Raw genomic sequence first — 14,722 nt, forward strand, 5'->3', positions numbered from 1 at the left:
GAGGTTTTAATATTTTTTGTTTCGCAACCTTAAAATACTAAATTCCAAAAGCATGCACTTTTTTTATTCTATTATTTAATTCACACAACGAGTTACTATACTAAAATACTAGATGGTAAAAGCTTACTTTACTTAATATTGTATTCTCTGATTGAGCAAAAAAGAAATAGCTTAAGAACAATGGAAGATATCTTTAATTGTCTTCAGTTTAAGTTTTTGTTCAATTTTGACACATCAAAAACAGTAAAGTTCAATTCTATTTCAGAACGACTAAGTGTAATCAATCTAGAATTCTTTGAAAAATGTTATATGCTTTTTTATGAAGTATATAGTCAACTTTATAGTGATAAAGAACAGGAAGATCATAAACTCATAAGGGTAGATTCAACCATGGTCGCAGAGACTGCCAACAAAATTAAAAAAGGTATGACAGTCGGCAAGAAAAAAAAATCAGGGGAAAGTCGGAAACAAGTAAAATATACTGTAGGGTATGATGGAATTTTACCATGTAATACAGTGCTATATAATACGCAAGAGTGTTTAAGCGAAGATAAAACCATGGCCCCATTAGTGTTTAATTGTTCAAAAAAGAGAAAGTTTTACCCAAATGGTTGAAGAAGGCATTTCATTTGTTTCAAAACTAAAGTTGGATAGTCGTTATAAGGAAATTGATTCAAACTCAGTAGAAGAAGGCATACAGATTGGAAACATAAAAATAGAAACAGATAAAATTGTTTTATTGGGTAAGCCTAACACAAGAAAGTTTCTACCTCAAGAGTTTAGGCTTATAACTACTTACAATACAAAAAAAGAAAAGTATAGTTATGTACTTACAAATATATTTGATTTACCTGCTGAAGAGATTATAAAAATATACAAACGAAGATGGGATATTGAAGTGTTTTTCCGTTTTTTAAAACAAGAACTAAACTTCAAGCATCTCGGATCGACAAGCACTAATGGAATTAAAGTAATGATGTATTCTACTTTAATAGTATCAATGCTAATTATGATATACAAGAAGCTTAATAATGTGGGATTTAAAACAGCAGTTAGGCGTATTGCATTTGAACTAAATGATTTAATTATGGCAATGGTAGTAAAACAATGTGGAGGTGACCCAGCTTTATTTTTTCGATGATTTTTTACTTACATTTTCGCCTACCTCTAAAATTCTTCCGAACACTTCTAATAAGCAATCTCTACCATCGGAACATCAAGACTGCCTTGGGTACCAATATTTAATGGAACAAACCCTTCCTCACAAGGTGCTTTGCTTTTTGTGTACTTTTTTCTCCAGTAATAGAAAATGTGTTCTTTTATGATGTGGGAGGAACAAAACTCCCTGGGACTTTGATCACCCGATTCCCATTCTTGCATCAACGCAAACATCTTTTCTTGCATAATTTCCATTAGTTTTGTTTGCACACAAAATAAAGGATTCGCTAATTATTTTTCAAGATGTACTTGCTCGGAGGCTTACCTTTTGTCGTTGTTTTGCTGTAAGGCCAAAGGGCTTCTTTTTGTTTTTACCATTTTCTTTGTGCAGAGAAAAGTCCAAAGCAAAAAAGCTCTTCCCATCCCATAAACCCAAGAACAGTCCTTTAAAACCAAAAAACCGACAATGATTTACATGTGACCATATCTTACTGATGTGTTCTGTTTTATAAGTAGACTTCTCAAAATCTGTATCGTCAAACACTAAGCATTTTAGTGATGTTGTATTATTGTCTGCACATTCCTCTATCTTGCCCAGTAGAACTTTGTTGCATTTGAAAACAACGGAACGCCAGTTAATGTTGAAATCATTTTTAAAACGGTAAAAAGTGTTTTTTTGAGCCTCAATGGTTTTACTTAGATGGCTAGTGCTGTAGCTGTAAACGTTAGATATAGAATAGATAGGAAACAGTAATAACCCCAATAATATGTCACCTTTACGAAAAGTAGATTGCGGCATTTCTTGTTGCCCCAATTGTAATCGGTGTAAGTTTAATGTCCTATAAAGTTCCATTATTCTATAAATTCCTTTTTCTGTTGAACTGAAAAAGCTATTTGTCTCTGAAAAAACTTTTGTACTTTTATTCTGAAGCATGTCTTTGTTTTTTTAATGTAACACCTCTAATTTACTGATAATTATCGGATTAATAAAATAAAACATGCTTCTTTTTTGTTGATAATCAACACTTTATGGTACATGCAAAAAATCAGTTAATAAAATATAAAGAGGAAGTGTGTTAATAAGTTTTTTCATAGTAATATTTTTGCTTTTCTAATGTTAGAAATGATGATTTATTATATTGATCACAGGTGGTTGTTTTAATTCAATAAATCGTTAATTGATGATATATATAGTTCTTCTGACCAAGTAATCCAGATGTTCTGTAATTTGCTTATTGGAAAGATTTAGTATCTATTTGTAAAATTAGGACTTTGTTAATGCATTAAAACAAATGTTAAAAGTAGTTGCGAGGGGTTAAAGAATGGACTAAATAAGGATTAAGGAATTTCTTTTTTTTATTAATCGCAATGTTAAAAAAGAAACATCCAAATTCAGATTCGAAAAATCGAGCTTATCCATATAGGCCTGGGATAGTTTATCGATTGGCTGAGGTTTTTTTAAGTTACTGTGAAATATTGAATGAAGAAGATCCTGGCAATTCTAAAATACTTACCTATTTGAATGCAATAAGAGAACGCGCAGGTATTCCTCAATATGCAACAGTACAACAGGATGGCTCTATAGAGATAGATTTAAATAACCAAGAAGAAATACGTGAACTTATTCGGAGGGAACGCAGGGGGGAGCTGTGTGGCGTAGGTAATCGATACGATGATTTACGTAGATGGAAAGAGGCTGAAGAATCCTTGGATGGTGGTTTTTACGGTATGAATTTTTCTGGGAATGAATAATCTGAAGAATCTTCAAATCCTAATGCTTTCTTTGTTAGTACACAATATCAGAATAGAGTGTATTATAAAAAGTACTATTGGTTTCCAATTTATCAAAGTGAGATTGATAAAAATCCAAATTTGGTTCAATCACCATATTGGGCAGAATAGAAATAATTGGAAACTTATAAGTATTAAATTAACATTCTATGAAAAATGAGAAATTTTTATTTAATGCTAACTTTAGTATTTATATGAGTATTTAAGCCTGGAAATATTCATAGGCTTTATTGAGGAATAAATAAGGATCATTTGTTTTTAATATATGTTTGAATTTTATAATAAAATATTATGGATGAAAAACGAATGCATAAATTAGGACTGGCTTTAATGGTACAATTCATCTTTTGTATATCTAATGCTCAAATATCTTGGCCATCTGATCAAATTCTGCCTTCTTTTCCATTGCCAGGCCAAACACAGGATTTAATTTATCTAAATGGAAGCCTTTCTGACGATGAACTGTATTTTTTCGCTTCGTTAAAGGGTATTGTGAATAGGACTCAACCTCGGATATTTTCATATGAGGGTGATGCTTATGCAGAAGGGCAATATACATGGCTTCAATCTTTGAGCTTAAGTTGGAATGAATATTCAGACCCATGGAGTTTACTTCCTAAATATATGAGTGAAATTTCAGGTTTGATTATTTATGACCCGAATCAGATTCATACAGTAAATTTAGCAACAACAATGGCTAATGGCCTTAATGCTGTTATTGTTTCGCCAACTTTAGCTGAAACACTAAGCGAACCTCCATATAATTTACCTGTTTTAGAGGATTTACAAGGAGTGTTTAGCAGTAAATTACAAGTCTATGAAACACTATATAATGAGTACTGGCCAAATATTGATAAACGTTTACTTTTAGGTTTAGATCCTACCTCTCACAAAGCAGCCTTAAGAGAATATGCTACATCCTTGGGAGCTGCTGTGATTTGGCTTGATCCTGAAATTATAGATGAAAGTGCGTTATTAAATAATTTTTTATCTTCAATGCCAGTTGGAGCCAATTATATGGGGTGGTGGCCAGAAGAGGGCGCTGGGGTTTCAAGAGGTTCGGCCTATGGAGTTGGAACGATTGCAAGCGATTGGTGTAGCAATTTAACATTACATAGTGGAACTTCAAGAAAAGTAAATTTAAAAGACATACCGGAAAAACCTACTCTGGAAAACAAAATTTATGTGGCTTTTATTTTAAGTGATGGGGATAACTTGCAATATGTTGAACATTTAATGCGAAAACTTTGGAACAACCCAGACCGTGGATCTGTTCCTATAGGATGGACTGTGTCACCGGCTATGATGGATGCTATGCCGGGAGCTTTAAATTATTATTGGCAAACTGCTACTGATAATGATATGCTGATCAGTGGACCTTCAGGTTTAGCATATGTTTATCCAAACGATTTTGTTGATCAAAGTGAGTTGGAACAGTTTGTTGTGAGAACTGAAGATTACACTAAAAGAGCTGGTTTACGTGTTATAACTATATGGAATACCATCACCGGTGGTATAGATCAAAATGTTGGGGAGGCCTATGCTGATTATGCCCCTTCAATACTAGGTTTAACATCTCAGAATACAAGTGATGGATTAACTGTGTATAATAATAGTTTACCTGGAATGGGGTTAGCTTGTAATTATTGTTGGGATGAAGCAACTATGGAAAGTGCAATTTCAGAAAGGGCTGCAGGCTGGGATGGTTCTGAACCTCGTTTTGTAATTATTCAAAGTCAACCTTGGCAAAATGCAAGGCCAACAACCTTTAAAAATGTGGCAAACTCACTTAATTCCAATTACGAGGTTGTTCGTCCAGACCACTTATTTCAGTTGCTTAGAGAGTATCATGGGATGGAGGATCCTACAAATGTTTCTATAGGTGATGCAAATAATTTTGAATCCTCTTCTCTAAGTGTCTCTCCGAATCCATGTAAAGATGACGTGAACGTTTGCTTCACGAAAGGGCTTTTTGATCAATTAAAAGTAATTGATCAAAAAGGAAAGGAAATTATTTCTATGAACATTCCTTACGATTCCTGTGAAATCATTTTAAACATTGAAGCATTTAAGAAAGGAACGTACGTTATACAGGTATCAGGAGAAAAGGTGCAAGAGAATAGAAAAATAATAAAATAAAAAGTGACAAAGTAAATAATATTTATTCATAAGTGGATGGATGTGGAAACGAATTGAATGTGTCCGTTTTAATTTGCTAGTTATGAATTGTTAATAGATTGTATTTTCATATTTGCTTTTGGAAATTACCACAAAATTGGTTGTAGTTGTTGGGAATTGTAGGCGATTATAGAGGGTTAATCAACTTTGATGTAATTTCTTTTATAGAAATTTTATTTGTAATATACTTATTGTTATTTTAAATTGTTATAGCTTAAAGTTGCTAGTGAAATCATATCCCATTGTTTGTTTATAATCTATCAGAAACGCTTGTTGTCTTATTAATGCTTCATCATTACGTTTTAGCTTTTGTAAAGATTTGACCAAATATTCGATTGCTAATTCATTTATGGGGTCTATATTAAACATTGTTTCTGCAACTTCAATAGTTGTTTGATAGTTCTTTTCTGCGTAACTTCTTTCTAATTCTGATATAATAAAAGGTTCTATTTTTGCTTCTATTGATTCTTTAAATTGGTCTAAAAGTGGTTGGTCATAACCTTTTAAAAACTTACCTCTTGATATTATAGTAAAGAATTCTTCTTTATTTTTCTCGAATTGATTCTCATTTATTATTTGGATTAATCTGATATAGTCACAATATAAAACATCTGATTGTTTAATAAGGTAATACCCTTTATTGTAAATTAATTCTACTCCTTCAATTTCTGCCAAACCTTTACGTAAATTATTTATCGTTACTCCTCTAATATTTTTTATTTTGTCTTTTTCTTTATAGGGCCATAATATTGAACTAATTTTTTTGGAAGATATTCCTTCTATTTGGCTTTCTTTCATAACAAGGCAGAACAGTTCAATCAATCTTGTACTGAACATGTAACTTATATCTTTATTTTTTTTGTTGTAAACTGTAAAATTTCCAAATAAATATATCGCATTAGGTATTTGAGGGATAGTTCGCCTTTTTTTTGTTGGTGTTACTTGGTTTTTAAAGTCTTGCTTCTTTTTTTGAATTCTTATAAGCAGAAATACAAGAAGGATAATAATGATAGCACCTCCTATTAATATCGAATATTTAATGAGTGATAACTTACTATTATTATTCGGAAATTTTGATAATTGGTTGGCTGTAATAGAGGGGTATGATATGGAGTATACTTTTAATTCTGATTTTATATCATATTTGCCAAATTCTTGAATTATAGTATATAATTTACCAATATTAGTATCATAATAAAGGTTGGCATTTGTGTTTATTTTATCTGATTTTATAGGGATTGAATCTCCAAGAATTTCATAGCTACCATCATTTATTGAAAATTTATATAGTTTTAGAAATGAATTTGTAAAGTGTTCGGGATAGCATAATGTATAAAAAACAGAGTCATTAAGTAATAGCATACCTCTTACCGGCACAACATTATTATTTTCCCATTTAATCTCCCAAAGCTTTTTGATTTCTTTTGTTTTTAAATTAATACTATGTAAGTCATATAAATATTGCCTTCCTAAAATTTGTTCCCCGGACTCATTACCCATTCCTCCAAAAACGTATAGTAAGTCATTCTGTTTTGAGTAACCCATACTTGTGAAATATCTAGGCATGATAACATCGCCTTGAAAACTTTGAAGGGTTTTCCACTTTCTTGAATTTATGTCAAAGGCATTAAAGTCTTTGCTATAGTGCATATTGCCAAAGCCCCCAAATAAAATATATTGTTTTTTCGCTATATCATAATATGACCCGTGGTGGTGTAATTGTGTTGGAAGTTTATCATAACTTAGAGTAGACCACTTTAAAGTACTTATATCTAAGCTTGCAACTGTTGGGCCTGCATAAATTGAGTCATAATATACTTCATAGTCATAGATGATGTTATTTGCAGCATCCAAAAAGTTAGTTCCTAGTAACATTTTTACCGGACAAGGAATGCTAAACTTGGTTACTTCAGTTGTCTTATTTACAACATTATATATTGTTATGGAATCATTGTTAAAGTAATATAGTTCATCTCTCAAGGTATTGAAGTTCGCCCCAGCGACGCTATTCGAGCTAAATGACACCTCTTTTTTCCAATTATAAGCCTCATTTATCAACCATTCTGGATTGGAAACATATCCAAGTGCTTTTCCTTTTTGGCTATAGACTATATTGCCATGGCTTTCACGTAAGGGAAAGAAATATCTTAACTTGTTTCCTACAGAGAGATTCTTTATTGCGAAAGAAGGAACATCAATTAGGTGGTCACTTTTGCCAAATATGATTTCTGGAGTATACGTATTCGGCAGGTTTGTGTTTTTAGCCACAATATCATGTTCTTTTATTTTTAATTGAATCTCATTATTTTTCAGGTCAAATCTTAGGAATATTTTAAACCAATTAGAGGCAATTAGTTCTTTTTTATTTATTCTGATAGAGGCCAGGTTTCTAATACCTTCTTCATTCAATTTAAACACTAAATCCTCACCTAATTCTTCACAAAAGAGATTATATATCTTAGGAATATTTTTATTTTTTATTCTGAGGATGTAGCCAAATTCAGAAGATGTATATACTGCAATATCAAATTCTATTTCAAAGTAATTTAAAAAATTAATTTCATAGTTATTAAAAACGTTGTATGATCCCCTATTTTTAATTGGTTCTTCATTTCCTTTAAATTTAAGGCCTGTTATGACATTTTGTTGATATGTTAAAAAACTTAAAATTAGTAATGGTATATATTGTAGTTTAATTAGTAAAGCCATAGTTGCAGTTGATCCTATTTTAACTGTTGAATAGATTGTCTATGTTGTATAATGACAAGTATTGTATTACTTGTACAAAAGTACAAAAAAAAGAATAAGCCAAAACTAAAGATTGAAATTGTTTAATTACCTACTTAAACTTAAACATATTTTAAGGATTAATAATATAAATAAGCTATTAACCCTTTATTAATCCCCTTTTTTAATCCGTGATGTTCGACATTTGTTTTTTGAATTAACTAAGCATTATGGATTTGTAAATAATGCTGAAATCATTCAAGATTTTAAAAAAAGCAAATTTTAACAAAAAAAGTTAATCATGAAAAAAGTTAAATTATTAAATTATCTGTTAGGATTCTTAATGTTTTGGGCATTTACTTTGTCTCTAAATTCCTGTAAAGATGATAATGATCTTGAGATCGCTGTCGATTTAGGTACCATTACTGGTGTAATTACCGATGAATTTGGCGAGCCTGTGGTTGATGTGTCAGTAATATTGTCAGGTGTTGATGTGGAAGATATGTCTACTACTTCAGGAAGCGATGGTGTTTATACCATTTCTAATGTAAAACTAGGCTCTTATGTTGTTTCATTTTCAAAAGAAGGCTGGTTAAGTACAAGTGTAACCATTTTAACAAGTAAATTTAGTACTGATAATGTTGCCACTGTTGATGTTTCAATGGAAAATGCCAGTGCTAAAATAGTTGGTACTGTGACTGATTCCAAAAATGGTGGGGCTGCCTTGGCTGGGGTTACAGTTAGCATTGGTGCTGCTGGTACTGTTACAACTGGAGAAGATGGGACTTATTCTATTGAGAGTTTAAAAATTCAGGATTATACAGTAACATATACTTATTCTGGATATGCGACTGTATCAAGAGATATTAGTTCTGGTGATTTTGTTGATGGTATCGCCACATTGGATGCAGAATTGGGAGGTATTGAGTTACTTCGTGGTTTGACAGCAAGTGATTTAACTACAGCTGATTTATGGTATTATAATGAGTATACTGGTGGCAGAAATAGTAATGGTGCTTATCCTCACTGGGATTGGTCAACTGATTATCTTTGTACTCTAGATTTTGTTGGATTTTGGGAAGAGCAAAATGAAGGAACAACATTGCAAATCAGAAATACAGATGTAGACCAAACAAATCCTGCAGATTTAGATGTGTTTGATTCATATGTATATGGAAGTAAGTTAATTACAGAAGATAATAAAATACTTTCTTTACGAGTAAGGACTCATAATGCCGATGAAGCAGCCCCTGCATATTTTGGTGTTCAAGTAATAGACTTAAACAACGCTGAGCCTACCGCAGTAAAAATTGGTGAAACAAAAACTTATGGGTCATCTGATTATGCAGATTTTGATTTTGACCTAAGTGATTATGTAAATAAAGAGGTTGTTATTGCTGTTGGTATTTACCGCCAGGCTACCGGAGATTATTATAAGCAGTTAGTACTTAGTGCAATCCGATTCGCTAGTGCAAAGGTTGAAGGAACAGTCTGGTTACCTGGGACAGAAGTAATTTCAGGATGGAAGCTAACAGAAGAGATGGTGCGTTCAACGATGGTTCATACAAAATCTAGTTTTACAGGCATTAGCCCTCTAAGTGGAAACCGTGATGCATATGTTGATGCTTATCAATCTTGGAGAGATATTAACCATATTGCAAAAGAATGGGCTTTTATGCCAATTAAAAAAGACCCGGAAGTATTTCCTTCTGAAGGATATATAATTAAAACAAGAAATACTCCTGAAGTTGATTTGGATATACCTGAATCATATTTTTATGGGAAATTTGGAATTACCGCAGGTAATAATCAATTGACCTTTAAAACACGTAACTTCTCAACTGAAAATTACACTTATTTTAAATTTACTGTAATTCAAGAGGATGGTACAGTTACACATATAGAACCACAATCAAATACAGCACAAGATGCTTCTGCTGCTGACAATGGATGTTGGAAAATGATCCATGGAGATGGTGGTGCTGATAATCCTGAAGGATTTGCCTCATTTGTGTACGATTTATCTCAATTTAATGGGGAAAATGTTATTGTTGCGCTTGGGGTTTATAATGGTGCTGCTGAAACAGGAGAAAATAAACTATGTATTTATAATATTGATTTTAATTAAATTATTGAAGGGCTGTTTATTGGAGTTTTATTATTCCTTTAAACAGCCTTCTAAAATAGCAGTATGATGGTAAAGTTTAATACATTAATAGTTTGCTGTTTACTTTTAATATTTGAAAGTTCATGTAAGGATGATGATGTTGTTAAAGGTAATGGGGAAGAGGAGATAGTTACTGGTGCTTCAGAAAGAAATTTAGTACGTGCTATGGAGCTTTTTGATAATGCTGCTTCTGCGCATTTTACTGGCTCTGGTATGGCAATGGCAAGATATTATAATCCATATACAGAAACAAAGTCTGACGATATAGGTAGTGTATGGATGTATACAAGTGCTATTGAAGCAGCAAATTCAATCTTGAAAGGATTACTGGAGCAAAAAAATAATGGGAATACAGAATTGTATACTTTATACTTTGATCACTATTCATCGATGTTAAGTGATTTGTATGAAAATTTAGACTATTACGAAGGTACTTTTAAATTAACGTCTTATACCCAAACAAAGCAATGGTCTGTTTATGGTGTGAATAGAAGTAATTCTATAGGAAGTGCTGGGGTTGATGGAATTCTAAATGTATATGATGACCAAATGTGGTTGATTCGTGAATTAGTTGATTCATATGAACTAACTGGAGAGATAGAGTATTTAGAAAAAGCAGAATATTTAACTGATTATGTTCTAGATGGATGGGATTGTACATTAGATAATAATGGTAATGAATATGGTGGAATTACTTGGGGGCCTGGTTATACAAGCAAACATGCTTGTAGTAATAGCCCATTAATTTCAGCGCTCGTGTTATTGCATGAAATATATGAAAATAAAAGTGAGGAAATAGCGGCGCTCTACATTGATCCTAGTGATAAGGTAACCAGGAGGTTGAAATATGTTAATAAGGGGGAGTATTACTTAGATTTTGCGAAAAAGATTTATTTCTGGCAAAAGGATGCACTATTAAGGTCTGATGGGGTCTATGATGATTTTATGGGTGGTTTTTATGGGAATGGGCCTCAGTTTGAGGTGATTAATGGATTTACCTATAGAAAAGCTAATCCGTGTCCTGACCGCATTGGGCCAGCATATTCATATAATAGTGGTACCATGATTTCTGGTGCGGCATATTTATATAAGGTGACAGGCGACAATATTTATCTTGAGGATGGCAAAAAACTTTCTGATAGTAGTTTTGAGTATTTTGCAAAATTAGGAACTACCGTACCTGGCTATTTTACATACAGTATTACAGGTTTTAATAATTGGTTCAATTGCGTTTTAATGAGAGGATATTTAGATATGTTTTCATATCATCAAGATGCAAGCCTTTTTATTAATAGTTTTCAGGATAACCTAGATTATGGTTATGAGAATTTTCTGTATAATGGCTTTTTACCCACTAACTTACTTGTTGGTTGGAGCCAAGTTAGTAGTAATAATAGAACTGAGGCTATGTTCAATTTCACTTTTGCTTCTGAATATGCATTATTGTCTTGTTATGAATTAAATAAATAACCAAGAATCAATTTTAAAATTATGAAAAACAATAATATGTCAAAAGTTATAAAACTTTTGTATTGTACATTATTTCTACTATTTTTTATTCCTATAACAGTATTGTCACAAAATGTTATAATAAAAGGTAATGTAACAGATGAGAATAATATGCCAATTGTAGGAGCTTCTATTGTTGTGAAAAATACTACTTTAGGCACAATAACGGATGTTGAAGGTAATTATAGTTTAAAAGTTCCAGAACTAAATGTAATACTTCAATATTCATTTATTGGTTTTAAGACACAAGATGTTAAGGTCACTAGTTTAATAACTAATGTTGTTATGCAATCAGATATTATGGGGATAGAAGATGTAGTTGTTGTTGGATATGGAACTGCTAAAAAAGTTACATTAACAGGATCTGTTGTTGCAGTTAAAGGAGACGAACTTAGACAAACAAAAAGTGAAAATCCTCAAAATATGTTGACAGGACGCGTAGCTGGTGTTCGTGTATGGCAAAAAAGTGCAGAACCAGGTTCATATAATAATAGTCTTGATATTAGAGGTTTAGGAACTCCCTTAATTGTTATTGATGGTATCCCGCGTACCATGGAGGAATTTCAAAGGTTGAATTCAAGTGATATAAAAGATGTTTCAGTATTAAAAGATGCCTCAGCAGCAATATATGGAGTAAGAGCGGCAAATGGAGTTGTACTTGTTACAACTAAAAATGGAACTAAGGGAGAGGGAGTAAAGATTACTTATAATAGTTCATATACTTTCCAAAAGCCTTCAGGATTACCAACGCTTGCAGATGCATTGGACGCAATGACATTATATAATGAGCAATCAATGAATGATATTAATGGCGGTAGTATCATTTATACTGAAGAGGATTTTGAAGCTTATACTAATGGTACCAAGAAATCTACTAATTGGAATTCCTTAATTTTCTCAGACTACTCTCCACAGCATCAACATGACGTTAGTATTTCTGGAGGGAATGATAAGACCCAGTATTATATGGGTATGGGATACCTTTTCCAAGAAGGCTTTTTTAAATCTGGTGACTTAAATTATAAAAAATATAATATACGCTCGAATATATCTTCTGAGTTAACAAAAGGTTTAACCTTGGATCTTAAATTAAGTGGTATTGCAGATGTTCAGAATAACCCATATTCAACTTCATCAGATATAATTAGAAACTATTGGAGACAAGGAGTTTTATATGCTGCATATGCTGATGATGAAAATACAATGCTTAATTATGAAGGATTGGATTTAGAAGAAAATACGGTGGCTAAAATGACATCTGATATTTCTGGATATAGGCAGTACAAGCAGAAATATTTCCAGTCATCTATTTCGCTTAATTATGATTTTGGTACCATTCATAAGGCTTTGGAGGGATTATCCGCAAAAGCTCTTTTTAGTTATGATTATCGTTTAAATAACAATAAAATATATCGTAAAGAATATTATCAATATGCCTATAATTCTTTGACGGATACATATGACTCAAAATTGTATAATGTTAGTTCTCCAAATCAATTAAGGCGTGAGTTTTATAATAAGGAGCAAAAACTTAGCCAAATTTTATTGAATTATAACCGTACATTTAAAGATAAACATAATGTGTCGGCAATGTTTGGCTATGAAATGTCTAAGAGGGTAGGAGATAATTTCTATGCACAACGAAATCTTGCATTTGCTATGGAGTATCTTTTTGCAGGGGAAGATGAAGGACAGAAGGGGGGAATGAGTAGTGGTAGTAATGATATATATGAACTTGCAAATTCTGCTGCAATTGGAAGGTTGAATTATACATTTTTAGATAGGTATATAACAGAGTTTCAGTTTAGATATGATGGTTCCTCAAAATTTGCAGATGGCTATCAGTGGGGATTTTTTCCTTCTGTATCTTTGGGATGGCGGATATCAGAAGAGCCTATATTTAAATCAATTTCGGCATTGTCATTTATTGACCAACTAAAGGTTAGGGCTAGTTATGGAGAATTAGGAGATGATGGTTCTTTAGAATACGATTGGGCAACTGGTTATACGTATCCTGCTACTAGTGGTAATGCAGAAAAGGGATATTACAATCAGTATGCTCCGGGTTATTTGTTTGGAAATGAATTTGTATATGGTGTTTCTACTTTAGCATTGCCTAACGAACAAATATCTTGGTTCACTTCTCGGACTGTTAATATCGGTGTAGATTTCGAAGCATGGAATGGATTGTTTGGATTTTCATTTGATTATTTTGACCGTCATAGGGAAGGGCTGTTTGCGCGTAATACAGAAGCGCTTTCTACAATTGTAGGTGCTACTGCACCTCGAGAGAACTTAAATAGTGACCGTCATTATGGTATGGAGTTAGAACTTACTCACCGAAATAGGATAGGCGATTTTTCTTATAAAATAAATGCTATTGGTACAATAACTCGTCAAATGTATTTAACTGCAGCTCAAAATAACTCATATGGCAATAGTTATGACGAATGGCGTAATGATAATTTAAATGACAGGTATCAGGGAATCGTATGGGGGTATGAGTCTGCTGGAAGGTATACTAGTTGGGAAGATATATGGACTTATGATATTTACAAGGAGAATAGTACGCTTCCTGGAGATTATAAATATTTAGATTGGAACGGAGATGGAGAGATTAACTCTCAAGATGAACATCCTATTGCATATGATCAAACACCATGGCTTAATTTCAGTTTTGGAGTTGATTGTAACTATAAAAATTTTGATTTAAATCTGCTTTTACAAGGATCAGCTTTAGGGTCAATGAGGTATGAAGAACCTCTTTACCGTATATGGGGAAGTAACGGTGGTGGTACACTTACTCAATATTTAGATCGTTGGCATCCTGTAGATCCAACTGCAGATCCGTATGATCCTTCCACAGAGTGGGTTAGTGGGTATTACGCATATACAGGGAATTATCCTTATGCTAATTCTGAATTTAATACGGTTAGTACTGCTTATTTACGTCTTAAAAGTATTGAATTAGGATATACTATACCTAAGCTAAAAGTTATACCTAATATGGATTTAAGAATTTATGCAAATGCATATAACCTATTTACGATTACAGGAGTGAAATTTGTAGATCCAGAGCATCCTTCAGATGACTTAGGAAGATTATACCCATTAAGTAAAACATATACAATGGGATTGTCATTAACATTCTAATTGTTGTGTGAGGTTATTGTAAAAATAAAATATATGAAT

The 14,722-nt window shown here is 32.4% G+C and carries 9 protein-coding genes and 1 pseudogene; 7 read left to right on the forward strand and 3 right to left on the reverse strand.

Translation table 11 applies throughout. The features are described 5' to 3' along the window. Nucleotides 1-180: 180 nt before the first annotated feature. Nucleotides 181-615, forward strand: coding sequence for a hypothetical protein (locus OM075_RS15740; protein ID WP_301191494.1), 435 nt, complete (start codon nt 181-183; stop codon nt 613-615). Then, nucleotides 608-1,141: a transposase gene (locus OM075_RS15745; RefSeq protein WP_301191495.1), complete on the forward strand. Its 534-nt coding sequence runs from the start codon at nt 608-610 to the stop codon at nt 1,139-1,141. Before OM075_RS15740 ends, OM075_RS15745 begins: the two co-directional genes overlap by 8 nt. 47 nt (nt 1,142-1,188) lie before the next feature. Here OM075_RS15745 and tnpA read toward each other — a convergent pair whose 3' ends face one another. After that, complete coding sequence (tnpA, locus tag OM075_RS15750) at nt 1,189-1,413, reverse strand: IS66 family insertion sequence element accessory protein TnpA (RefSeq protein ID WP_301191496.1); 225 nt, start codon at nt 1,411-1,413, stop codon at nt 1,189-1,191. A 43-nt stretch (nt 1,414-1,456) separates the two neighbouring features. After that, nucleotides 1,457-2,092 carry a hypothetical protein gene (locus OM075_RS15755; RefSeq protein ID WP_301191497.1) on the reverse strand — a complete coding sequence of 212 codons (636 nt, stop codon included), beginning with the start codon at nt 2,090-2,092 and terminating at the stop codon, nt 1,457-1,459. A 434-nt stretch (nt 2,093-2,526) separates the two neighbouring features. On the opposite strand from OM075_RS15755, the pseudogene OM075_RS15760 reads away from it, so the two are divergent. Beyond that, nucleotides 2,527-3,060: pseudogene (locus OM075_RS15760) on the forward strand (RagB/SusD family nutrient uptake outer membrane protein). Between the two features lie 180 nt (nt 3,061-3,240). Beyond that, nucleotides 3,241-5,088: a T9SS type A sorting domain-containing protein gene (locus OM075_RS15765; RefSeq protein WP_301191498.1), complete on the forward strand. Its 1,848-nt coding sequence runs from the start codon at nt 3,241-3,243 to the stop codon at nt 5,086-5,088. 246 nt (nt 5,089-5,334) lie between these two features. On the opposite strand, the gene OM075_RS15770 is transcribed toward OM075_RS15765, so the two are convergent. Further along, entirely contained in the window at nt 5,335-7,836 is a 2,502-nt protein-coding gene (locus OM075_RS15770; protein ID WP_301191499.1) for a Kelch repeat-containing protein, read from the reverse strand. A 319-nt stretch (nt 7,837-8,155) separates the two neighbouring features. On the opposite strand from OM075_RS15770, the gene OM075_RS15775 reads away from it, so the two are divergent. The 3 genes from OM075_RS15775 (at nt 8,156) to OM075_RS15785 (ending at nt 14,683) form a co-directional block, all read left to right on the forward strand. Next, on the forward strand, nt 8,156-9,982 hold the full coding sequence (locus OM075_RS15775; RefSeq protein ID WP_301191500.1) for a carboxypeptidase-like regulatory domain-containing protein: 1,827 nt from the start codon (nt 8,156-8,158) through the stop codon (nt 9,980-9,982). Between the two features lie 63 nt (nt 9,983-10,045). Then, a complete protein-coding gene (locus tag OM075_RS15780; RefSeq protein ID WP_301191501.1) occupies nt 10,046-11,491 on the forward strand; it encodes a glycoside hydrolase family 76 protein in 1,446 nt (481 codons plus the stop codon). 21 nt (nt 11,492-11,512) lie between these two features. Further along, on the forward strand, nt 11,513-14,683 hold the full coding sequence (locus tag OM075_RS15785; RefSeq protein WP_301191502.1) for a SusC/RagA family TonB-linked outer membrane protein: 3,171 nt from the start codon (nt 11,513-11,515) through the stop codon (nt 14,681-14,683). Nucleotides 14,684-14,722 lie beyond the last annotated feature (39 nt).

Source organism: Plebeiibacterium sediminum, from assembly GCF_026013605.1.
In the GTDB taxonomy this organism is placed as follows: domain Bacteria; phylum Bacteroidota; class Bacteroidia; order Bacteroidales; family Marinilabiliaceae; genus Saccharicrinis; species Saccharicrinis sediminus.